This window comes from Embleya sp. NPDC005971, assembly GCF_040629175.1.
Classification (GTDB): domain Bacteria; phylum Actinomycetota; class Actinomycetes; order Streptomycetales; family Streptomycetaceae; genus Embleya.
Genome location: NZ_JBEXUX010000016.1, coordinates 90,013 through 112,440 on the forward strand (window position 1 = coordinate 90,013; position 22,428 = coordinate 112,440).

General features: G+C 73.1%; 22 protein-coding genes. 8 read left to right on the forward strand and 14 right to left on the reverse strand.

Going from position 1 to position 22,428, the window contains the following annotated elements:
* Positions 1-5: 5 nt before the first annotated feature.
* Positions 6-449, forward strand: a complete 444-nt coding sequence (locus tag ABZ374_RS16635) for a DUF6314 family protein (protein WP_360311470.1) — start codon at positions 6-8, stop codon at positions 447-449.
* Between the two features lie 84 nt (positions 450-533).
* Here ABZ374_RS16635 and ABZ374_RS16640 read toward each other — a convergent pair whose 3' ends face one another.
* The 12 genes from ABZ374_RS16640 to ABZ374_RS16695 all read right to left on the reverse strand — a co-directional run bounded on the left by ABZ374_RS16640 (position 534) and on the right by ABZ374_RS16695 (position 11,808).
* Positions 534-1,487, reverse strand: coding sequence for an ABC transporter permease (locus ABZ374_RS16640; RefSeq protein WP_360311472.1), 954 nt, complete (start codon positions 1,485-1,487; stop codon positions 534-536).
* 5 nt (positions 1,488-1,492) lie between these two features.
* Positions 1,493-2,458, reverse strand: a complete 966-nt coding sequence (locus ABZ374_RS16645) for an ATP-binding cassette domain-containing protein (RefSeq protein WP_360311604.1) — start codon at positions 2,456-2,458, stop codon at positions 1,493-1,495.
* 71 nt (positions 2,459-2,529) lie between these two features.
* On the reverse strand, positions 2,530-2,958 hold the full coding sequence (locus ABZ374_RS16650) for a lasso peptide biosynthesis B2 protein (RefSeq protein WP_360311474.1): 429 nt from the start codon (positions 2,956-2,958) through the stop codon (positions 2,530-2,532).
* Positions 2,955-3,215, reverse strand: a complete 261-nt coding sequence (locus tag ABZ374_RS16655; protein WP_360311476.1) for a lasso peptide biosynthesis PqqD family chaperone — start codon at positions 3,213-3,215, stop codon at positions 2,955-2,957. The genes ABZ374_RS16650 and ABZ374_RS16655 overlap by 4 nt, the downstream gene beginning before the upstream one ends.
* 11 nt (positions 3,216-3,226) lie before the next feature.
* A complete protein-coding gene (locus ABZ374_RS16660; RefSeq protein WP_360311478.1) occupies positions 3,227-5,059 on the reverse strand; it encodes an asparagine synthase-related protein in 1,833 nt (610 codons plus the stop codon).
* A gap of 119 nt (positions 5,060-5,178) precedes the next feature.
* Positions 5,179-5,307: a lasso RiPP family leader peptide-containing protein gene (locus ABZ374_RS16665; protein ID WP_360311480.1), complete on the reverse strand. Its 129-nt coding sequence runs from the start codon at positions 5,305-5,307 to the stop codon at positions 5,179-5,181.
* Between the two features lie 350 nt (positions 5,308-5,657).
* Positions 5,658-6,245 carry an SDR family oxidoreductase gene (locus ABZ374_RS16670; RefSeq protein ID WP_360311482.1) on the reverse strand — a complete coding sequence of 196 codons (588 nt, stop codon included), beginning with the start codon at positions 6,243-6,245 and terminating at the stop codon, positions 5,658-5,660.
* A complete protein-coding gene (locus tag ABZ374_RS16675) occupies positions 6,245-6,967 on the reverse strand; it encodes an SDR family oxidoreductase (protein WP_360311484.1) in 723 nt (240 codons plus the stop codon). The genes ABZ374_RS16670 and ABZ374_RS16675 overlap by 1 nt, the downstream gene beginning before the upstream one ends.
* A complete protein-coding gene (locus ABZ374_RS16680; protein ID WP_360311486.1) occupies positions 6,964-7,740 on the reverse strand; it encodes a creatininase in 777 nt (258 codons plus the stop codon). Before ABZ374_RS16680 ends, ABZ374_RS16675 begins: the two co-directional genes overlap by 4 nt.
* Positions 7,737-8,639: an NAD(P)-dependent oxidoreductase gene (locus tag ABZ374_RS16685; protein ID WP_360311488.1), complete on the reverse strand. Its 903-nt coding sequence runs from the start codon at positions 8,637-8,639 to the stop codon at positions 7,737-7,739. Before ABZ374_RS16685 ends, ABZ374_RS16680 begins: the two co-directional genes overlap by 4 nt.
* Complete coding sequence (locus tag ABZ374_RS16690) at positions 8,636-10,063, reverse strand: APC family permease (RefSeq protein WP_360311490.1); 1,428 nt, start codon at positions 10,061-10,063, stop codon at positions 8,636-8,638. Before ABZ374_RS16690 ends, ABZ374_RS16685 begins: the two co-directional genes overlap by 4 nt.
* Before the next feature lie 71 nt (positions 10,064-10,134).
* Entirely contained in the window at positions 10,135-11,808 is a 1,674-nt protein-coding gene (locus tag ABZ374_RS16695) for a thiamine pyrophosphate-binding protein (RefSeq protein ID WP_360311492.1), read from the reverse strand.
* Between the two features lie 261 nt (positions 11,809-12,069).
* Here ABZ374_RS16695 and ABZ374_RS16700 point away from each other — a divergent pair, with 261 nt between their 5' ends.
* Positions 12,070-13,755: a PucR family transcriptional regulator gene (locus ABZ374_RS16700; RefSeq protein ID WP_360311494.1), complete on the forward strand. Its 1,686-nt coding sequence runs from the start codon at positions 12,070-12,072 to the stop codon at positions 13,753-13,755.
* An 11-nt stretch (positions 13,756-13,766) separates the two neighbouring features.
* Here ABZ374_RS16700 and ABZ374_RS16705 read toward each other — a convergent pair whose 3' ends face one another.
* Entirely contained in the window at positions 13,767-14,672 is a 906-nt protein-coding gene (locus ABZ374_RS16705; protein ID WP_360311496.1) for a MerR family transcriptional regulator, read from the reverse strand.
* A 103-nt stretch (positions 14,673-14,775) separates the two neighbouring features.
* On the opposite strand from ABZ374_RS16705, the gene ABZ374_RS16710 reads away from it, so the two are divergent.
* The 6 genes from ABZ374_RS16710 to ABZ374_RS16735 all read left to right on the forward strand — a co-directional run bounded on the left by ABZ374_RS16710 (position 14,776) and on the right by ABZ374_RS16735 (position 20,940).
* A complete protein-coding gene (locus ABZ374_RS16710; RefSeq protein WP_360311498.1) occupies positions 14,776-15,600 on the forward strand; it encodes an alpha/beta hydrolase in 825 nt (274 codons plus the stop codon).
* A complete protein-coding gene (locus ABZ374_RS16715) occupies positions 15,597-16,145 on the forward strand; it encodes a nuclear transport factor 2 family protein (protein ID WP_360311500.1) in 549 nt (182 codons plus the stop codon). The genes ABZ374_RS16710 and ABZ374_RS16715 overlap by 4 nt, the downstream gene beginning before the upstream one ends.
* 2 nt (positions 16,146-16,147) lie before the next feature.
* Positions 16,148-17,146, forward strand: a complete 999-nt coding sequence (locus ABZ374_RS16720; protein ID WP_360311502.1) for an LLM class flavin-dependent oxidoreductase — start codon at positions 16,148-16,150, stop codon at positions 17,144-17,146.
* A gap of 106 nt (positions 17,147-17,252) precedes the next feature.
* Complete coding sequence (locus ABZ374_RS16725) at positions 17,253-18,173, forward strand: DUF1028 domain-containing protein (RefSeq protein WP_360311504.1); 921 nt, start codon at positions 17,253-17,255, stop codon at positions 18,171-18,173.
* The gene (locus ABZ374_RS16730; protein WP_360311506.1) at positions 18,170-19,423 is read left to right on the forward strand and encodes a M20 family metallopeptidase; all 1,254 of its coding nucleotides are present in this window, start codon (positions 18,170-18,172) and stop codon (positions 19,421-19,423) included. The genes ABZ374_RS16725 and ABZ374_RS16730 overlap by 4 nt, the downstream gene beginning before the upstream one ends.
* 26 nt (positions 19,424-19,449) lie before the next feature.
* The gene (locus ABZ374_RS16735; protein WP_360311508.1) at positions 19,450-20,940 is read left to right on the forward strand and encodes a cytosine permease; all 1,491 of its coding nucleotides are present in this window, start codon (positions 19,450-19,452) and stop codon (positions 20,938-20,940) included.
* 141 nt (positions 20,941-21,081) lie between these two features.
* Here the strand turns inward: ABZ374_RS16735 and ABZ374_RS16740 are convergent, their stop codons facing one another.
* Positions 21,082-22,290, reverse strand: coding sequence for a serine hydrolase domain-containing protein (locus tag ABZ374_RS16740; protein WP_360311510.1), 1,209 nt, complete (start codon positions 22,288-22,290; stop codon positions 21,082-21,084).
* Positions 22,291-22,428 lie beyond the last annotated feature (138 nt).

A 22,428-nucleotide genomic window follows, 5' to 3' on the forward strand; every position in this document is an offset into this window, starting at 1 on the left:
GTCGGATGCCTTCCGTTTCCGTTGCCGACACCGCCGCCTACCTGCTCGGGGAGTGGTCGATCGAACGCACCGTGGTCGACGAGCGCTCCGGCGCGCGGGGCACCTTCGTGGGTACCGCGCTCTTTCGGCGGGTGGGCGGCGAGTTGCTCGAAGTGGAGTCGGGCGACTTCGTCTGGGGCGGGATCGGCAATCCGGCGACCCGCACCCACCGACTGGTTCCGCACGACGACGGCACGGTGGACGTGCTCTTCGCCGACGGCAGGCCCTTCCACCACCTCGACCTGCGCACCGGCCACTGGCGCACCCGGCACCCCTGCGCCGCCGATCGCTACGACGGGGAGTTCACCGTCGTCTCGCCGGACGAGTGGCACCTGTGCTGGCGGGTGTGGGGGCCGGCGAAGACGCAGTTGTTGACGTCCGTCTACCGGCGCGGCCGCCGCACGGCCTGAGCGGCCGACCGCGCGGACGGCGGGCCCGCACGGCCCGCGCCCGGTCGTGGTCCGTCCCGTCCCCGGTCGCGACGGACCGCGCGGCTACTCGGCGCGCGCGAAGCGGCGCGTGGCCAGGGTCAACGCCACCAGCGCCGCCACCGCGAGGAAGGCGACCTCCAGCAGGACCGGCGGCGTCCACCCCCACCACTGTGGCCCCGTCGCCACGCCGCCGGGCGTCGCGACATCCCCGGGCAGCGTGCGGCGCAGCGCGTCGACACCGTAGGTCAGGGGGTTGACCAGGACCGCGCCACCGAGCCAGCCGGGCAGCCCGCGCGCCGGGAACATCGCGCCGGACAGGAACAGCAGCGGCATCATGAACATGCCGACCACCACCTGGAAGGTCTCGATCCGCCGGATGCACACCGCGGCCAGCACGCCCAACGCCGTGAAGGCGAACGAGATCAGCGCCAACTCCATAAGCACCAGCAGCAGTTGCGGGGTATAGGGAACCCCGGCCGCGCCCGCGACGGCCAGGACGAGGGCGCCGTGGGCCGCGCCCGTGGCGGCTCCGCCCAGACAGATGCCGGTCAGCAACACGCCGCGGCGCACCGGCGCGACGAGCATCTGCCGCAGGAATCCGGCCTGTCGGTCCCACACGATGGTGACCCCGACGGCGATCGCGGGCGCCTGTACGGCCATGATCAGCACACCCGGGAACAGGTACGCACGGTAGTCGCCGAGGCCGTCGGACGAGTCGCCGACCAGGGAATTGAGCCCGGTCCCCAGAATCAGCAGGAACATCAGCGGCGTGACCAGCCCCATCGCGAGCCGGACCCGGTTGCGGGCGAACCGGATCATCTCGCGCTGCCACAACACCCGCACGGTGCGCAGGTCCCGCGCGAGGGCCGATCCGGCGGCTCGGGCGACCATCGGCTGTTCGGGCTCGAGCGGTTCGGGCCCGGGTCCCACGGACTGCGGTCGTACCGGCGCGAACGCCACCGGCTCCGACCGTTCGGGTCCCGTCGTACCGGCGGTCTCGATCTCGATGTGGGCCATGGGTGCTACCTCCTCGGTCCGAAGCCCTGCGGCACACCCGCAGCCGCGCCCGCGCCGCCGTCGGCCTCGCGGATGGTGCGCCCCGTGTAGTGCAGGAAGACGTCGTCCAGAGAGGGCGGTTTCACGTGCACCGACCGCACCGGCACGCCGATTCCGGCGCACAGGCGCGGCACGAACGCCGCGCCGTCCGCCACCCGCAGCCGCAGACCCCCTTCGTGGGCCTGCGTGACCAGGCCGAACCGCTCCCGCACGGCCCGCGCGGCCCGTTCGTCGTCGGCGGTGTGCAGCGTGACCAGGTCGGCGCCCACGATCGCCTTGAGCGCGGCGGGTGTTCCCTGCGCCACCAACTCGCCCGCATCGATGATCGCGATCTGGTCGCAGTGCTCCGCCTCCTCCAGATGATGCGTTGTCAGGAAGACGGTGATGCCCTGCTCGCGGCGCAGTCGGTGCAGGTGCTCCCACACGGCCGCGCGGGTCTGCGGATCCAGTCCGGTGGTGGGCTCGTCCAGGAACAACACCCGCGGCGCGTGCAGGAGCCCCCGGGCGATCTCCAATCGCCGGCGCATGCCGCCGGAAAGCGTGCGCACGGGCGAGTTCGCGCGCTGCGCCAGATCCACCAACTGCAACAGCGCCGGGATCGTCGTCCGCGAACGCCGGCGCGGCACGCCGAACAGGTCGGCCTGGAACCGCATGTTCTCCTCGGCGGTCAGATCCACGTCGAGCGTCGACTCCTGGAAGATCAGCCCGATGCGCCGCCGTACCTCGTCCGGTTGCGTGCCCACGTCGCAGCCCGCGACCTGCGCCCGGCCCAGCGTCGGCCGCACCAGCGTGCACAACATGCCGATCGTGGTGCTCTTGCCCGCGCCGTTGGGACCGAGGAAGCCGAAGATTCGGCCCGCCGGGACCTCCAGGTCCAGACCGACCACGGCCTCGGTATCGCCGTAGAGCTTGCCCAGGCCCTCGGTCCGGATCGCCGTCCCGTCGCCGGCGGCTTTGTGAACGGGCGTCCCGGAGAGCGCATTTCGCCGCGCTGCGGTGACACTCACGACGACCTCCCGACGGGTCGGCGCACGCTCAGCACGGTATGGAACAACGCCATGTCGCCGCTCTCCCCGATCGGCGTGCCCGCCGCCTCGACCCACGCGTGCGCCCGGAACGGCTGGGTGCGCACTCCCGTACACCAGTCCGGCGCCGTCCCCCGAATCCGGCACAACAGCACCGTGGCCACCGACCGTTGCAGGCAGCCCTGTCCGGCGCAGCGCGCACTGACCGACACCACGGCGTGCCGCGCCTGGGTCGCCTCGGCGACGCCGGCGGGTCGGGCGCCCAGGCTCACCACCCGCAACACCCGGCGCAGTCGACGCGGCGGGAGCAGTGCCAACGGGCGGGCCACCGCGACCGCCAGGCGCGCCGTGACGTGTCGGTGCCAGACCAGGGGGATCGGCTGTTCCGCGATGACCGGCATCGTCATGACGACACCACCAGACGAGCCTCGCACAGGGCGCGCAGCAGGTCGCGGACGTCCGTGTCCGCCTGGGCCGCGGCGGCCGGGGACTTCTCCGCCAGTCGGGCCGCCACGCCGGCCGCGGAGTGGCCCTCCAGGAGCAGGCACAGCGTGTAGGCGCCGGTCCGGTTCAACTGCCAGTACCGGCCCTTGCGTTGGTCGAGCAGCACGAGCCCGTCCGACACTTCGGTGCTGGTGACGTGCGGAGCCAGGGTGATGGTCATCGGAAGTCCTCCTATCGCGACGCGAGTTGTGGTTCGCGTGCTTCGACGGAACGCAGCCAGCTCTCGCAGGCCAGGGTGTTCTCGAACCGGGCCAGTGGCGCGGTGTCGGGACTGGGGGCGAACAGCGCGGCGCGCAGGGCATCGGCGTCGACCAGGCCCAGCCGGGCCAGCCGCAGGTCCGCGCACCATTCGGCGACCCGGTGCCGGTTGTGCTCCACGGCCGCGTGGAACTCGGCGCTGAAGTCGCCCTTGCTGCGCCGCGCCAGGAGTTCGTCCGGGACCACTCCGCGCAGCGCCGTGGTCAGGATCGGCTTGAAGCCGCCGCGCACCATGCGGTCCTCCGGTCGGACCGACAGGACCGCCTCGACGACCCGGTCGTCCAGGTAGGGTGCGGCCAGGTCGATGCCGTGACGGGACAGGATCCACCCCATCTCGCGGATCGCGGCTCCCCCGTGCAGGACCCCCTCGACGAGCTGATGCCGGGAGCGGTCGGGGTCCAGCGGCCGGGGGCCCTGCGCCGCGGCTTCGAGCAGCAGCCGGCGCACGGTCGCGGCGGCGCTCGGGGACACCCAGGCGGGCAGCCGCGGTTCGGGGGCCCAGCCCATGAAGACCCGCGCCGGCGGCGGTGCGGGGGCGGTGATCCGCCGCGCTCCGGTGCGCAGGGCGCCGGCGAAGGATTCGTTGTCGATCAGGCCGCGCAGGGTGGGCAGCAGGCCCCAACGGTTGAGCGCGCGACAGCGCAGCAGCGCCGGCACGCCGGTGCGCGGGCGCCGGCGGACCAGGGTGCGCAGGTGGGCGGGCGTGACGGAGAACAGTTCGTCGCCGCCGACGCCCATCAGGTGCACGGTGGCACCGCGGGCGGCGGAGTCGCGGGCGACGTACTCCATCCGGGCCAGGTTGCGACTCCACGGGAGCGGACCCTGCGTGTCGAGGGCGTACTCGGCCCCCGTGTGCGGGTCCCCGCTCTCGTCGAGCCAACCGGGGCCGTCGGTCGGGCCGCCGGTTCGGTGGTGGGCGGTGGGCAGCAGGGCCGCGGCGCGTTCGGCCCACCGGGTGTCGTCGTTGGCGGGGTCGAGGGGCTGCCAATGGTGGGTGAGCAGCGTGCCCTCGCCGGCCGCGGCGACGAAGCACAGGGCGGTGGAGTCCAGTCCGCCGGACAGGTCGGCACTGACCGTGCGCCCGGGCGCGGTTCGTACCGCGACGGCCTCGCGAATCGCGTCGCGCACGCCGGCCGCCGCGTGCCGCAACGGGACTTCGGCGGGCGGCGGCTGCCACCAGCGCACGGTACGGGCGGCGCCGTCGGTGTCGATGTGCAACCAGCAACCCGCGTCGAGTTGCCCGACACCGGTCCAGACCGTGCGGGTGGTCAGTGGCCAGGGCGCGCCGGGGGCCAACAGGCGCAGTGCCAGGGCCTCTTCGTCCAGATGTGCCCCGACCAGGTCGGCCGGCCGCCTGGGTCGGTCCGCGGCCACCGTCACGCCCGCGACGCGGGTGTGGAAGATCTGTCGGGTGCCGGCCAGGGCGCCCTGGGCGCGGATCCGGCCGTCGATCGAGGCGAGCAGGTGGATGCTGCCGGGGAGGGTGCGGGCCAACTCGTCCAGGTCGTGGGGCGACTCGGCCCGGGCCAGCGTGCGGGTGGCCGCGGCGATGTCGAGGCGGGTCCGCCCGAAGAGCACGAGGCGACGGGTGCCGGCGACGACCACGGTGATGTCGTCGTCGCACCAGTGTCCGATCAGCCACGGTCGGCCCGACGCGTGTGCGATGCAGCGCCACGGTGGTGGTCCGGCGTTCGCGACGGCGATCGGGGCCGGCACCGAGGTATCCGGCAGGATCAGGAATTCCATGGCCTACTCCCAGGCGTGGTGATCCGGTGCGGTGTCGGCGAGATGGGCGGCGCCGGGTGGCGCGGAGGCGCACGCGGCGCCTCCGCACCGGTCCCCCGGCGACCCGCCGACCACGAACGTCAGCAGGCGAACGGCGTCAGACCGCCGAAGATGTCCGAGGGGCAACCCCACCAGACGCCGAGGGTGAGTTCGGTGAAGTCGCCGATCTCGACCAGCGCCGGGGGCTCGTAACTGTCGTCGTACGTCATGATCTTCTCCATCCCTTGCCTACTACGGATGCCACGGAGGGACGTTGTCGACGGAATCGACATCCCTCCTCGTCCGGACATCGGTCACGCTAGGCCGCCCCATGTCCCAAGCACCCGGGCCACCGGTCCCATCCAGGTCCCACACGACCGCCCGACCCACCCCGCGGCACGGGCACCGGTGCCGACGTCGTGCACGAGGGCGGGGCGCGGCGGCACGGCGGCGGCACCGGCGACGAAGCCGACGCGACGGCCCGCCCGGCACCACGCCCGGACAGGCCGAAAGACGCGACACCACCCCGAACGCGCCGGCACGGCGCGTTCGGGGTGGTGTCGCGTTCGAGGACGGGGGGTCAGGGCCGGGTGCGGATGGTGCCGCCTGTGCAGGGGATGATCTGGCCGGTCAGGGAGGGCAGATGGGGGTTGGCGAGAAAGCCGATGGTCTCGGCGATGTGGAGGGGTGTGGGGGTGGTGAAGCCGGGTTCGGGTGGAGCCGAGACGGCGGCGGCGTTGACCGCGATGTGGGCCGGCCCCAGTTCGCGGGCCAGCGACTTGGTGAGCGCGATCGCCGCCGCGCCCACCGTCGCGTCGACGGTGGCCCCGGCCGCACCGGCCAGACCGCGCGCGTCGAGCACGAGCACGATCCGTCCCCCGCCCGCGCCGGTCAGCTCTCGTCCCGCCGCCCGGACCAGGGCGAACAGCGCGGACAACCGGCCCTCGACCTCGGCCCACCAGGTCTGTGGGTCGATGTCCGAGAAGGCGGCGGCCGGCCGCGGCGCGGTCGAGCCGATCACGAAGAGGTCGGGCGCCGGCCGCAGCACACCGTCGGGTTCGACCCGCGACGAGGTCACCCGGGCGCCGCGGGCGCGCAACACCTGTGCGGTGGCCCGGTCGAGGTCGGCCGGCAGGCCCACGAGCACGGCGTGGTTCGAGGAGTGCATCAGATCACCGTTCCCGCGTTGGGTGAGACGACCTGCCCGGTGAGCGCACCGCGGCCGGACAGCAGGAAGGCCGCGGTGAGCGCGATCTCCTCCGGTTGCACCAGCGCCCCGGTGGGGAGCGTGGCCAGGTAGGCCGGGTCGCGCCAGACCGTGCCCGCGGCCAACATCGCGGTGTCGGTGGGACCGGGGGCCACCACGTTCACCCGCACGCCGTCGGGCGCCAGCTCGGCCGCCAGTGCCCGGGTCAGCCCGAGCAGGGCGCCCTTGGCGGTCACGTAGTGCGCGGCGTCCTCGCCCCCGGCGATGGCCAGTTCGGAGGCCACCGCGACGATCGCCCCGCCACCGCCGCGCACCATTCCCGGGAGGGTGGCCCGGGTCAGATGGTGCAGTCCGCCGAGGTGGACCCCGAGCATGCGCCGGAAGGCCGCGCCCGAGATCGCGTCGAGCGGGATCTCCTCGACATAGCCGGCCGCGCTCAACACCCCTACGGGTGGCCCGAGTTCGCGGCCGACCCGGTCGACGAACCGCGCGACGGCGAGCGGGTCCGCGACATCGACCACCGCGTCGAGGTCCGCCGCGTCGCCGACCCGGAGGTCGCAGCCCGCCACCAGCCAGCCCTGCCGCCGCAGTTCGCGCACGCAGGCCAGTCCGATGCCGGCCGCCGCGCCGCTGACCACGGCCACCGGCGCCGGCCCCTGCCGCTCCCGACCCGGCGTGCTCATCGGCCCCGCCCCGCGTGCGGGCCGAACTCGGCCTCCACCACCGCCGCGAGCGCGTCCGTGGTGCTCGTGAACAGCGCCTCGCCCAGCTCGGCCGAGCTGCCGTGCGCGGTGCGCAACACCCCGGAGGGGTCGACCAGGCCCGGCCGCTCCGGCAACACCGTGTACGGGGGCGGGGTGATCGACACGGTCAGCGGACTGATCGCGTCGGCGCGCACCCGAGCCGGGTCCAGGTGCATCATCAGCGACGTCTCGACGACACCGGCGTGCTCGGCCTCCCAGCCGGGGAATTCGCCCGCGAAGATCGAATCCAGCGCGTCCGCGCCGACGACCTCCCACCAGTTCACCACCAACACGGTTGCCTCGGCCCCGCGTTCGAGCGCCAGGTCGACCCCCTCGACGGCCGGTGCGGTGTTCTCGAAGTGGCCGTTGACCAGCACGATCCGCCGGTGTCCGTGCCGGGCGTAGTTGACCACCAGGTCGGCGACGAGCGCGCTGTGCGTGCCGGCGGTGAGCGAGACCGTGCCGGGGAATCGTTCACCGCCGCCGCTGATCGGCCGGGATCGGGACCCGTAGGTGAATCCGGGTGCCACCAGCCCGCCGGTGCGCGCGCACGTGGCGGCGGCGAATCGCTCCGCGATGTGCGTGTCGGTGTCCACCGGCAGGTGCGGGCCGTGTTGTTCGATCGAGCCGAGCGGCAGGAACAACACCTCGTGCGCCGCCCGTTCGGCGATCTCGGGTCCGGTCAGGTCACGCAGCCGGGTCCGATCGGTCATGGGGTCCTCCGCTGGTCGAGGGTGACGGTGTAGGCGTTCCGGGCGATCAGGTCGGCGAAGCGCCCGCGCGGCGCCCAGCCCAGCGCCGCACGCGCGGCGTCGGTACGCACCGCGCCGGCGTGCGGATCGCGGGCGAAGCGCTCCGCGTCGACGTCGGCGGGCAACTCGCCCACGTCGCGGGCGTACCAGTCGAGCGTGGGGTCGGGGTGCGCGCAGTCGTCGGCGGCGAGCAGATACGGCCCGAAGCCGGGCGCCGGGGTCTCGACGGCGGCCCGGAAGGCACGCGCGAGGTCCTCGGCGGTGATGTAGTCGTGCAGCGTGCGCGGGCCGTCCGCCGACGGGTGCACGAAGGTGTGCAGGTTCTCCGGGAAGACCACCGCGCACGGACGCAGGCACACCACCTCCGGCCCGCTCGCATCGGCGAACCCGCGCGCGATCACCTCGACCAGCGCCTTGCTTATGCCGTACGCGTCCACCGGCCGGATCGGCTCGTCGTCGTCGATCGGCAGCCGGGTCGGCGGCCGGTCGGCGTGCAGTTCGTGCAGCCCGGTGGCGGCGATGCTGGAGCACACCACCACCCGGGCGACGCACTGTTCGCGGGCGGCCTGCAACACGTTCCAGCAGCCCACGGTGTTCACCCGCACACAGGTGCCGGCGTCGTCGACCAGGTCGTAGTCGATCCCGGCGAGGTGGACCACCACGTCCGCGCCCGCGAACGCCGGGGCCAGGGTGGCCGGATCGAGGATGTCGACGCGGCGGTACCCGACGTCCGGGCCGCCCGCGAGCGGGGTGAGGTCGGCATTGAGCACGTCGTGCGCGTCGGCGAGTTCGGCCAGGACGTACCGGCCGACCCGACCGGAACCGCCGGTGACCACGACCCGCAGGCCCTTGGCGTTCATTGGGACACCACCCCGTTCACGGACGCCGGCGACTCGTCGTCGAGCCCGCGCCGGCGCACCAGCAGCAGGAACACGCCGGCGACCATCCACACGACCACCACCGGCAGCGCCCACACGAACGGGCTCTCCGGCAGCGGGTCGAGCGACTCGTAGGCCACCAGGATCAGCGCGGCGCTGCCCAGGAACGGCACCACGGCGTGCTTGACCGGGTGGAACTCGTGCCGGGCCATCGTGCGATACATCCGCCACACCGCGACGCTGCCCATCACGTACACCACGGCGAGCGCGAAGGTGAACATCAGCCCGGTGAACGCGTAGACGTTGTACAGACCGACCGTGGCGATCATCGCCAGTCCGACCACGACGTTGATCACCGTCTGCGCCCCGATCGCCGCGGCCGGCGTCTGATGCCGACTCAGCCGGGCGAGCGGCCCGGGCAGCGCGCCGGATCGGGCCATCCCGTACATGAACCGGGCCGAGGCGTTCATGCAGGCGATGGCGCCGCCGATGATCGAGTTGAGCAGGGCCAGCAGGGCCAGGAACCACAGCGCGCCCCAGTACTTGTGGGCGAGCACGAACACCGGGATCTGCTCGGAGTCCACCAGCCCCTGGATGTCGCGCGTGCCCCAGCCGGCCAGTTGCCCCCAGGTGGTCAGCACCACGAACACGCCCAGGATGACGATCGAACCCAGCACCGCCCTGGGGATGTTGCGGCGCGGGTCGGAGGTCTCCTCGCCCAGCGAGGCCGCCGCGTCCCAGCCGGTGTAGGTGTAGATGCTGAACACGAAGCCGAGGAAGAAGCCGTTGCCGGTGGGTGCCCCGCTGCCGGTGAGCCAGGACAGGCTGGTACCGCCGTCGCCGGGTTGGCACAGACCCCACACGGAGAGCGCGACCATCACCACGATCTCGAACACGCCCAGTGCCACGGTCACGCCCACGGCCAGTTCGACGCCCTTGTAGGCCAGGGCCGCGATGGCCACCAGGAGCAGCATCATCGGCGCCCACCACGGCACGTCCCAGCCGTATTCGCTCAGCAGCACCCGATGCAGGGTGGAGCCGAACAGCCCGCACAACATCGCGGTGGCGACCGGATAGAACAGCAGGTACGCCCACGCGGCGAGGAATCCCCAACGCGGGCCCAGCAGTCGACTGACGAAACTGTGGTACGTCCCCGCGGAGGTTATGTGCCGGGCCAGTTGGGCCAGCGTGTAGCCGAGCAGGTAGGACACCACGGCGGCGAGCAGCACCACCAGCGGGCTCGCGGTGCCGGCGGTGCCGGCCAGGAAGGGCACGGTGAAGGCCACCGTGATGGCCGGCGACATCGTGGTCACCGACTGCATGATGGCGCCGGGCAGGCCGATGGCGTTCGCCTTCAGGCCGGGGGCGGCCGGCTCCCCCGCCGGGAGTTGTTCTTCGGTTCTCATGGTGGTGCTCCTCGCCTGGCCGGGGCCTGGTCTCGGGTGCGTGGGGTCGGTGCCGATGCCGGGGTGCGTGCTCATCGGCCCTCGCTCCCTCGGGTGTGGGTGGGGGCGAACATCCGAAGCAGGGCCGGGAGTACGACCACCCGGGGGCCGGGTGCGGCCAGTGCCCGGGCCAGGTCGCGGCCCAGTCGGCCGGGGCTGCTGAGGGTGGCCGGGACACCGAAGGCTTCGGCGAGCCGGACGAAGTCGGGACGGGCCAGTTCGGTCCCGGTCGCCGCGCCGAAGGTGTCCGTCATGTACTCGCGCAGGATTCCGTAGCCGCCGTCGTCGACGATCAGCCACGTCACGTTCAGGTTCTCCTGGCGGGCGGTGGCCAGTTCCGCGATCGAGTACATCGCGCCGCCGTCGCCGGAGACCGCCAGCACCGGGCGGGTGGGATCGGCCGCGGCGGCGCCCAGCGCGGCCGGATAGGCGTAGCCGAGCCCGCCCGCGCCCTGGGCCGAGTGCATCGTGCCGGGGCGCCGGGCGTCCCAGGCCGACCAGGCCCAGTAGCCCAGGATGGTCATGTCGAAGAAGGCCGGCGCGTCGTCGGGAAGCGCGGCCCGCGCCGCCGCGAGTACGCCCTGTTCCAGGTCCAGGCCCTGTTCCGCGATCCGCGCGGCGACCCGGTCGCGCAGGGCGCGGGCGATCTTGGCGCCCGGTCCGGGCGAGCGGGGCGACACCGAGTCGCCGAGCACCGCCAGCGCGCTCCGGGCGTCGGCGTGGATGCCGAAGGCGGGATGGGCCGCCTCCAACTTGCCCGGGTCGGCCTCGATCTGGATGATCCGGCCGCGTGGGGCGAGCGTGTGGTAGTTGCTGGACAGTTCGCCCAGTCCGGAGCCGACCACGAGCAACACGTCGGCGTCGTCCAGGAGTTCGGTGGTGTGCCGGTCCTCCAACCAGGACTGGAGGGAGAGCGGGTGCTCCCACGGGAAGGCGCCCTTGGCGCCGAACGTGCAGGCCACCGGCGCGTCCAGGAGCCGGGCCAGGCGCAACAGTTCCGCGCTCGCGCCGGCCCGGAGCACGCCGCCGCCGGCCAGGATCACCGGCCGTTCGGCGGCGACCAGCATCGCCGCCGCCTCGGCGAGCAGTTCGGGTCGGGCGCACGGCACCCTCGGGCGCACCCGCAGCCCGGTCACCCGGGGCACCTCGGTCGGGGCGAGCAGCACGTCCTGTGGGATCTCCACCCACACCGGACCGTACGGCGGGGTCAGCGCGGACTCCCAGGCCGCGGCCAGTGCCGAGGGGATCTGCGAGGCCGCGCCCACCAGGTGCACGGACTTGACCACGTCGCGAAAGCTCGCCTGCTGATCGAGGAGTTCGTGCAGGTAGCCGCGCCGCCTTCGGCCCAGGCCGGCCGAGGGGATCTGGCTGGAGACGGCCAGGACCGGCACCGAGGCGGCAGCCGATTCCTGCAGGGCGGGCAGCGCGGTCAGCGCGCCGGGGCCGGTGGACAACAGCAGCGGGGCCACGGTGCCGGCGGCGCGGGCATAGCCGTCCGCGGCGAAGCCCGCGTTGTTCTCCACGCGCAGTCCGACGTATTCCAGCGCGGAGCGGCGCAGCGCGTCGAACAGTCCGAGCGCGTGCTGGCCGGGCACCCCGAAGACGCGGTCCGCGCCCAGGTTGACCAGGGATTCGACGACCAGGTCGCCGCCGTTGCGTGGGACGTGGGCGGGGTCGAGGGGGCCGCGGGCGGTGGTGGAACTCATGGCGGAGGACCTCGCGAGGACGGCAGGAATCGCCTGCGGAGCGGGAAGGTGCGAAGGATGGGTGCGGCGCGGGTGCGGCTCGGGGCCGGGGCCGCGGGCCGAGGCGGCGCGGTGGGCGATGGTCGTCGGGCCGGGGTCGGCACGTCGGCCGTTCGCCGTATGGGTATGAACCTACGTCCGGGTGCGGACACCGGTGAAGTGGCTCTTTTGTCCATTATCATGATTCAAAATAGATGAATCGTCCGGCCAGGAGGTGTTGCCATGCCGTCGGTCGACTCCTCTTCCGCCGCCCCCGACGTCCCGGACCTCGCGGCCGGTCCCGATGTGCCGAGCGTCCCGCTGAGCGTGTTGCTCGCCGATCCGACGCTCGGGCTGCGCCAGATCGCCGGTCCGCGCGAGGATCGGCCGGTGTCCACGACCGGGGTGACCGAGTTGGAGGATCCGACGCCGTATCTGATCGGCGGCGAACTCCTGCTCACCGCCGGGGTGCCCCTGCCCAAGACCGCCGAGGGCATCGACGCGTACGCCGGGCGGATCGCCCGGGCGGGCGCCAGTGCCCTGGGCTTCGGTCTGGTGCCGGTCTACGACGAGGTGCCCGCCGCGTTGGTCGAGTCCTGCGATCGGCACGGGCTGCCGTTGTTGCGGGTGCCCGACGGCACGCCGTTCGTGGCGGTCAGTCGGGCCGCGCACGCCGCGATGACCGAGTCGCGGTATCGGGACCTGCGCCGGATCAGTCGGGCCCAGGGCGCGCTGGTCACCGCGGCGGTGCGGGCCGACGCGCTGCGGTCGGTGCTCAATCGGCTCGCGGTGCAGTTGGACGCGTGGACCGTGCTGCTGGATCCGGCCGGCAACGAGCTGGTGGCCGCGGGGGCGCGGCCGGGGCCGGCCGCGCCGGAGCGGCTGCGCGCGCTGATGGTGCGCACGATCGCGCAGTCGCGCGCCGGCGGGTCCGGGCGCGGGCGGCTCGCGCCGACCACGGCCGCGGACCACCACGACGGGCTGCATCTGACCGTGCACGCGCTGCCCGGTGCCGAGGGCGGCGCGGCGCCGCCCGCGATCGGGGTCGTCGCGGCCACCGCGCCGACCGCGGTCCAGCACTCGGTGACCGCGGTGGCGGCGGTGTTGTTGTCGCTGCTGACCAGTCCTCGCCATGCGCTCGGCGGCGACAGCGACAGTTCGGCCGCGCTGGTGCGGCTGATGCTCGGCGAGTCGCCGCAGGAAGTGGCCGCGCTGTTGCTGCCGGCCGCGCCGGGCGCCGGCTGGGTGGTGGTGCGCGGTCGGCTGGGCCGGCCTCGGTCGGGTCCGGCGGCGGGCGCGGGGGCGGGCCGGGATCCGGTGCAACTGGCCGCGTTGGGAACCGCGTTGGGCACGCCGTATCTGGATCTGCGCGGCCGGGACGTGTACGCCCTGGTGCCCACCACGCCCGGGGCGCCCGCGGCGGATCCGGCGGCGGCGCATCGGCTCGGCTGGACGCTCGGTTTCAGCGCCCCGTCCGCGACGGCCGACCTGGCGGTGGCGGCCAATCAGGCCGAACGCGCGCTGCGGCACGCCCTCGCGGCGGGGGTGCCCGCCGGGCGGCACCGGGACCAGGACCTGAGCGTGCACTCGCTGGTGCCCGCCGCCGACGCGACCGCGCTGGCCCGCGCCCGGTTCGCGGCCCTGGCCGGCGCGCCCTCGCCCGGATACCACGTGCTGTTGGAGACCCTGCGCAGCTGGCTCGCCCACCACGGCAGTTGGGATCGCACCGCGACCGCGCTCGACCTGCACCGCAACACCGTCCGCCAGCGCATCGGCCGGATCGCCGAGTTGCTCGACCTGGACCTGCACGACCCGGACGTGCGGATGGAACTGTGGTTCGCGTTGCGCTGGTTGCCGGGCGAACGACCGGCCGGCGAGTCGCCGGGCCCGTCGGCGACGCCGCCGCCACCGGACGTCGAACCGGGGTAGGTCGGCCCGGATCAGCCGGGGCCGGCTCCCCCGGCCGGCTCGGCGGCGGGGTCGGGGTCCGGCGCGGTGAATCCCGACGCCGCCCGGATGATGCGCCGGGTCATCGGGTCCGACCAGGCGTTGGGCGACAACACCTCGATCCAGATCGCGCGGGCGGTCTTGCGGCCGATGTTCTCCCAGGAGATCAGCGTCCGGGACGGGAAGGAGACCGAGTCGCCCTCGGCGACGTCTATCGGTTCGGCGACCCGCGCGTGGTCGCCGAGCCCGCCGCCCACCCGAAAGCGCAGCGTGCCGGACATCAGGAAGGCGAAGGTCTCGCCCGGACGCGAGTAGGGACCACCGCTGGAGCCGTGCGGTGGGATGGACAGCAGGGCCGGTTCGAGGTCGTGGCCGGGGCGCAGGAGTTCCTCCCACCGCACGCCGCCTTCGAGGACCACGGTCGCACGCTCGTCGGCGCGCACCACGCTCGCGTCGGTCCGGGTGAACGACGCCAGACTGCTCATCGGAACCCCGAGCGCGTCGGTGATGCGCGCGATCAACTGGGTCGAGGCGCGCTCGACGCTGCGTTCGATCGAGGACAGGTGCGACACCGAGGTGTCCGTCAGCGCCGCGAGTTCCTTGAGGGACAGGCCACTGGCCAATCTGGCGCGGCGCAGCCGACCGCCGTCGGCGGGCTCCTCCGGCGCCGGGACGTCGTCGGGACCGCTCAACGAGGTGCGGATGGCGGCCGGATTCCAGCCGTGCCGCTGCCGCAGATCGGCGATCCGCCGGGCCCGGCTCACGTGTTCGGGACCGTAACGGCGCTGGCCGCCGGCCGTGCGGTCCGGCACGAGCAGCTCTTGTTTCTCCCACGCCCGGAGCGTCTGAGGGCTGACCCCGACCTCGGCGGCGACATCGCCGATGCTTCGCCAATTCATGCTCGGGAGTCTAGGCCGGACGTCGTCCCGACTCTCGACAAACTTACATCGTTACTGTAACTATGGCGCCCCAAGCGGAGAGGGGAAGCCCAAAATGTCGTCCGTGCAACGGATCGCCTTCGGTACCGGCTCGGGGTCGGCGTTGCTCAGACCCGGCAGCACTCCCGGATCCCCGACGGTGCTCTTCGTACACCCGGCCAATCTGCAGGCCCGCTGCTGGCGGGCGGTCCTGGCTGCGGTGCCGGCCGAGTGGACGTGTCTGGCCGTCGACCTGTCCGGACACGGGTGTTCGGGCCGCCGCGCCGAGTACGACCTGGCCGGCTGGGTGCGCGAGTGCGTCGAACTGCTGGACGCCCGCGAGGTCGGCGGCGTGCACGTGGTGGGCGCCTCGGTCGGCGCGGCCGTGGCGGTGGAACTGGCCGCCGCGTACCCGGACCGGGTGGCGAGCGTCGCCACGGTCGGCGGGGCCTTCCGCCCGGCCGAGCCGGCCGCCTCGCGGGAATTCCTCGCGGCCGTCGCCGCCAGGGGTGCGCGCAACGCCGTGTTGGACATCCTGGCGAGCGAACCCGGCCTGGACGAGGTCCTGGTGGCCGAGGTCGCCGCCGACATCGGCGTCGACTCCGACGCGGAGGCGGCGCGCGTCTGGACGGCGGCCGCGGCGGCCGCCGGACTGGACGCCGCGCCGGGACTGCGCTGCCCGACGCTGGCCATCGTCGGGGACCGCGACCTCGGCTGTCCCGTCGAGGACTCCCGGGCCTTCGCCGAACTCACCGGCGGCCGGCTCGCGGTCATCGTCGAGCACGGACACCTGCCGATGTACACCGCCCCCAACCGGGTCGCGGCCTACCTCGCCTCGCTGATCGACGGCACCCGGGAACACCGCGCCCACGATCGAGACCCCATCACCGGAACAGGAAGCCGATCATGACCGAAACCCCGTTCGCCGAGCGCACCGCGCCGAAGGCGGACATCGCCGAGATCCTCAGGCTGCACAAGCAGTGGTGGGAGTCGAACATCGGCTGGGACATCGACCGCATGGTCGAGGTGTTCCCGTCCCCGGGCGACGAATATCTGATGTTCAACTTCAACGGCCACCCCTACTTCGACATGACCGAGAAGGTCGCGTTGTGGAAGTGGTACCGCGAGATCATCGCCCAGCCGGGCGGCCTGCGGACCGAGATCATGCGCCTGGAGGTCCGCGGCGACACCGCCTGGCTGGCCTGCGAGTTCACCATCGACGCGGAGATGCTCGACGGCGGCGAGTGGACCGCGGACTCGGTCGACGCCACCATCGGCCGGGCCACCGAGATCTACCACCGCGACAACGGAACGGGCGCGCCCGAGTGGCGCATGTGGCACACCCACATCACCGCGCTGCCCGACCCGGACGAGACCCGGCCCGGATTCGCCGACTCCACCAACAGCCGCGGCCTGGGCAAGGTGCCGTGGAACCCGCTCCCGAAGGGCGTCTGACCATGACCGTCACTCCGGGTTCCCCACGCATCTCCCTGGTCCTGGGCAGTTCCCAACACCCGGCCGAGATCGTCGCGGCGGCCGAGGCCGCCGAGCGCGGCGGCTTCGACGAACTGTGGGTCGGCGAAGACTACTTCTACACCGGCGCCATCGCCGCGGCCGGCGCCGTGCTGGCCGCCACCCGACTCCCGGTCGGCATCGGCATCGTGCCCACCACCTCGCGCCATCCCGCGCTCCTGGCCATGGAGTTGGCGACCCTGGCCGGCCTGTACCCGGGTCGGCTCAGGGCGGGCGTGGGCGCGGGTGTCCCCGACTGGCTCGACCAGATGGGGATTCGCTCGAAGACCCCGCTGTCCTCGGTCCGGGACGTCATCGCCGCGCTGCGCACGCTGCTCGCGGGCGACACCCTGACCGTCGAGGCGTCCTCGTATCGGGCCCGCGAGGTGCAACTGGCCCATCCGCCCACCGTCGTGCCGCCGATCCTGGCGGGCGTGGGCGGTCCCAAGGCGCTGGCCATGTCGGGCGCCGCCGCGGACGGCACGGTGCTCTCCGTCCTCGCCGGGACGCGCTACGTCGAGTGGGCGGCCCGCACCGTCGCCGCCGGCGGCGGCGGTCCGGAGCACGACCTGGTGGCGTACGTACTCTGCTCGATGGACGACGATGCCACGATCGCCCGCGAACGGTTGCGCGAGTTGTTCGGGCTCTACCTGTTGGCCGGGCCGCGCAATCCGATGACCGAGGCGCACGGCATCGCGGACGAGGCCGAGGCACTGGCCGCGCTCGACTTCGACGACGCCGTACGCGCCATTCCGAACGCGTGGCTCGACGAGTTGGCGGTGGTCGGCACACCCGCGGACTGCGCGAAGCGGATCGGCGCACTGGCCGAGGCCGGGGCGGACTGCGTCGCGCTGTGCCTGCTCCCCGGCGAGGACGGCACGGCGCAGGTCGACCGCCTCTCCCGCGACCTGCTCCCGCTGATCCGGGCCCGGTCCGCCGGGTGACACCCGCGGCGGCCGAACCGGGACCCGCCCGAGGTCCCGGTTCGGCCGCCGGGGCGGCCCCGCGACGCCCTGCCGGCCCGGCACACATCACAGATCGGAGATCGCGATGACCTATTCGATAGTGGGTTTCCATCCGCACGACGGCTCCCTCGGGTTCGCCTCCCAGTCGCACTTCTTCGCCGTCGGCTCCGTCGTCGGCGATGCCGAGGCCGGCGTCGGTGTGGTCGTCAGCCAGGCGTTCGCCAACACCGACTGGCCGCACGAGGGGCTGGCCCTGCTCCGGGCCGGCGCCACGCCCGACGACGTGTTGCGGACGCTGGTCGCGGGCGATCCGCTGGCCGACTACCGCCAGGCGATCGTGATGGACGCCACCGGCGCGTACGCGTGCTTCACCGGCGGCCGTTGCGCACCGCACACCGGCGTCGCCCGGGGCGAGGGCGTGGCCGCGGTGGGCAACATGCTGGCCTCGGACGACGTGTGCCGGGCCATGGTCGCCGCACACCGCGACGCGGCGTCGGCGTCGGCGTCGGCGCACACGGATCGACTGGTGGCCGCCCTGGAGGCCGGCGAGCGGGCCGGCGGCGACGCCCGGGGATCGCAGTCGGCGGTGGTCAAGGTGGTCGACGGCGTGCGCGGCGAGCGGCCCTGGCGACACGTGCTCGCCGACATCCGGGTCGACGACCATGCCGATCCGGTACGCGAGTTGCGCCGCCTGTTGCCCGTGCACGAGGGCTTCCGCACGATCGGGGCCGCGTTGTTCGCCCCGCCCCTGGTGATCGGCGACGCGGCGGGCATCACCGCCGCCGAGGCCCACGAGACGGTCCGGGCGCTCACGGCGGCCGGGGCCGGCCTCGGCGGCAATGCCGAGGCGGACCTGTGGCGGGCGGTGATCCTGCTGCGCTGCGGCGAGGCCGACGCGGGCCGCGCGCTGCTGGCCGAGCTGGTCGCCGACCGGCCGCAACTGGGCGAATTCGCCCGCGGCCTGGCCCGGGTCGGGATCCTGCCGAAGGTCGAGGTGCGACCGTGAGGCCGGCCCGAGCCGGCAACGCGAACGGGTCGCGCCCGCCGGTCGAGGACTTCGTCCGAGCCGACCGGGTGCGCGAGACCGCCGCCGCCCTGGTGCGCATCGACACCCGGAACCCGCCCGGCCGCGAGTCGGCGGCCGTACCGGCGCTGTCGGACCTGCTCGACGCGCTGGGTTGCGACACACACGTGTTCACCTCGCGGTCCGGGCGGCCCTCGGTGCTCGCCACCCACGGCGGCGGCGCGCCGGGCCGGCCGACCCTGCTGATCAACGGCCATGTGGACGTCGTACCGGTCGCCGAGGCGGACTGGACGGTGCCCCCGTTCGACGGGGTCGTGCGCGACGGACGCCTGATCGGGCGCGGCGCGGCGGACATGAAGGGCGGCATCGCCGCGGCGATCGAGGGACTGCGCGCCTGTCTCGACTCCGGCGTCGAGCTCGGCGCCGACATCGTCTTCCACCTCGTCGCCGACGAGGAGACCGGCGGCACTCACGGTACGGCCGAACTGGTGGCCGCCGGCCTGGTCCGGGCCGACGCGTGCATCGTCCCCGAGCCCACCGAGCTGCGGATCGCGGTGGCCGAGCGCGGCTCCTGGCAGGCCCGGATCGAGGTGTCCGGCACGGCGGGGCACGGCGGCGACCCGGCTCGCGGACGCTCCGCCGTCGCGGACGCGGCGCGGATCACCACCGCGCTGCATCTGGCCCCCTTCCACCCCCGCCCGCACCCGCTGCTGGGCAGCCCGACCTGCAACGTCGCGATGGTGCGCGGCGGGGTCGCCGCCAACGTGATCGCGCCGGGCTGCGCGTTGACCATCGACCGGCGCACGCTGCCCGGGGAGAGCGCCGAGGACGTGCACGCCTCGATCGTGCGGATGATCGACGCGGCCTGCCCGGACGTCGACTACCGGGTGATCCCCACCTTCTTCTGCGAGGGCTCCGAACTGCCGCTCCCGCACCCCTTCCCGGACTTCGTCGACGCCTGTCGGCCCGACGCCGGGCCGAACGAGGGCTTCGTCGGCCTGTATCTCGGCTCCGACGCCCGCTTCCTGCGCAACGACCTGCGCATTCCCACCGTCGTCTACGGGCCGGGCTCGATCCGTCAGGCGCACGGCGCCGACGAGTGGGTGGCCCTCGACGACCTCACCACGGCCGCACGCACCCTGGCCCGCGCCATGGCGGGATTCGCCGACTTCGCGGCGGATCAGGCCGCCGCCGACCGGCACCAGAGCAGACAAACGACCGAAAAAATGTAGATTCTGCCCCAGATGAAGGAGGGCACATGGTTGACCACGCAGGTGCGGTGACCGGCAGGCAGGCAACAGGGGCCGAGAACGCCCGCGGTCCGGTGCTGGAAACCCGCTCCATCGACTACGTCCCCCAGTCCGAGCGGCACGGCCGCGCCTGGCATCAGGCGCCGTTCTGGTTCACCGGACAGTTCGTCCCCACCACGATGGTCGTCGGCTTCGCGGGCCCGGTGCTGGGCCTGTCGATCGGCTGGTCGATCGTGGCCACCGTGCTGGGCATCCTGTTCGGCACCTGCTTCATGGCCTTCCACGCGAATCAGGGGCCCACCATGGGCCTGCCGCAGATGATCCAGTCCCGCGCCCAGTTCGGCACCCGCGGCGCACTCGTCCCGATGCTCGCGGTGATCTGCGTCTACATCGGCTTCAGCGCGTTCGGCGTGCTCCTGGCCTCCCAGGTGCTCGAATCGGTACTGCCCGGCTCCTCGACGGTGTGGGCCGTCGTGATCGTGCTGCTCGCGACCGGCGTGGCGATCGTCGGCTACGACCTGCTGCACACCGTCCTGCGCCTGCTGCCGTACCTGGTCGTGCCGATGTTCGCGATCCTCACCGTGCTGGCGCTGATCCACCTGGAGCCGCACCCGGTCGAGCACTCCGCCGCCTTCACCCCTGCGGCGGCACTGGCCCAGTTCGTCGCGGCGGCCGGCTACCAGCTCGGCTACGCGGTGTACGTCTCGGACTACTCCAGATATCTGCCCGCGGACACCTCCGAACGCGGCGTCATCGGTTGGACGTATGCCGGGGCCGCGCTGTCGGCGATCTGGCTGATGGTGCTCGGCAACTTCATCGCCGGTTCGGTACCGGTGCCCGACGCGCTGGTCAACCTCCAGGACATCGGCGACACCCTGTTCGACGGCTTCGGCAAGACCGCCGTGGTCGCCGTCCTGGTCCCGAGCGCGATCGCGGTGATGGGCGTCAACCTCTACGGCGCGATGCTCTCCGGCCTGAGCATCGTCCAGGCGTTCCGTCCGATCACCCTGACCCTACGCACCCGCGTCACCGGCATCGTGGCCGGCGCGGCGGTCGCCCTGGCCGTGGCCGAGGGCCTGCCGTCGAGATACCTGGGCAGCTTCAACGACTTCATCACGCTGATCCTCTACGTGCTGGCGCCGTGGACGGCGGTCAATCTGATCGACTACTACTTCGTCCGCCGGGGCCACTACGCCATCACCGAGATCTTCAGCCCGAACAGCATCTACGGGCGCTGGGGATGGCGCGGCCTGCTCTCCTACGCGCTGGGCGTCGCGGCCCTGGTGCCGTTCATGGTCACCGGCTTCTACACCGGGCCGATGGTCGACACCCTCGACGGCGCCGACATCGCCTTCGTCGTCGGGCTCGTGGTCTCCGGCGCGGCCTACTGGCTGACCACCCGGGGACTCGACCTCACCGCCGAGCAACAGGCCGTCGAACGCAGCAAGTTGCTCCTGGACGGCACCGACGCGGTGGCCCGCCCCCGCGCCGGCGGCTAGTCCCGCCCCGATCGCCGCGGTGCGGGCGGTCGGTGGTGAGCGGCGCATCCGCCCGCAACCACCCCCGCCCGCACCGCGGCGCCGTCCCGCCCGTCGACGGCTCACGGCTCGCCGCCGCCCGACGCCGCAGGGGGCGTCCGGTCAGCCCTCGGCCGGGAGCTGGTAGACGTTGTCCGGGGTCACGATCGAGGTGATCGCCTCGGCGAACAGCGTGCTCGGCTCGTTGCCCTCGTGCAGGATGTCGGTGTTGAGCAGGATCACCATCGTGGCGTCCTGCTCGGGCAGGTACATCGTCACACTCTCATAGCCCGGCAACGACCCGTTGTGCCCGACCCAACCGTGGGTGCGGAACAGACCCAGGCCGTACCCGGCGCCGTCGAAGCCGGGGACCGGCACGAACTTCTCCCGTTCCGCCTGGGTGGCCGGCGAGAGCAGGGTGCCGGTGGCGACCACCTTGGCCCAGCGGCGCAGGTCGTGCAGGTCGGAGATCATCGCGCCGGCCGCCCAGCCCCAGCTCGGGTTCCAGTCGGTCGCGTCGGCGACGTCGCCGCTCAACGTCTGGTCCGTGTACCCGTGCGCGTGCGGCTCGGGGAACTCGGCGCCCCTGGGGAACAGCGTGTGGTGCAGGCGGGCCGGCCCGGTGACGCGCTTGTGGACGAAGTCGGCGAGCGGCATGCGGCCGAGCTTCTCCACGACCAGACCGAGCAGCACGGTGTTGGTGTTGGAGTACTGGAACCGCGTACCCGGGGCGAAGACGTTCGGGTGCCGAAAGCCGTAGGCCAACAGTTCCTCGGGGGTGAACGGGCGGGTCGGGTCGGACAGCAGCGCGTTCACGAAGTCCGGGTCGGCGGTGTACGAGAACAGACCGCTGCGCATCTCCGCCAGTTGCCGGATGGTGATGTGCTCGCCGTCGGGAACACCGTCGAGGTAGGCGGAGATCGGGTCGTCCAGCCCGATCAGGCCGTCGTCGACCAGTTCCAGCAGGGCGGTGACGGTGAAGGTCTTGGTCTCGCTGCCGATCCGCATGTTGAGATCGGGCGTCATCGGCGCGCCGGTCGCCTTGTCGGCCACCCCGGTCGATCGCACGTAACTGCCCCGACCGGGCAGCCACAGGCCGACGGTCACCCCGGGAACGCCGGCCACCTGGCGGGTCTTCTCGATCGCCTCGTCGAGGCGGGCCACCAGCGCGGGGTCCAGGCCGTCGGGTGGGCAGTCGTCGGGCGGATCGGCGGTGATCACGGCGGTGGTCGGCGGGCCGGCCTGGGCCGAGGGCACGGTCAGGGTGAACGGGACCAGGGCGGAGAGGACGAACAGGACGGTGGCGAGGCGACACGCAGGGGCACGACGCATGGCGGGATGTCTCTTCCGAGAGTGGGGGATCCGGTCCGACCAAGATCACCCGTCGCCCCGGTCCCGGCCGCACACCGCACGAACACCGCCCGGCAGGTCCACCCGTATGGCCCCGACGCCGGCCACGATCGGCGGCCG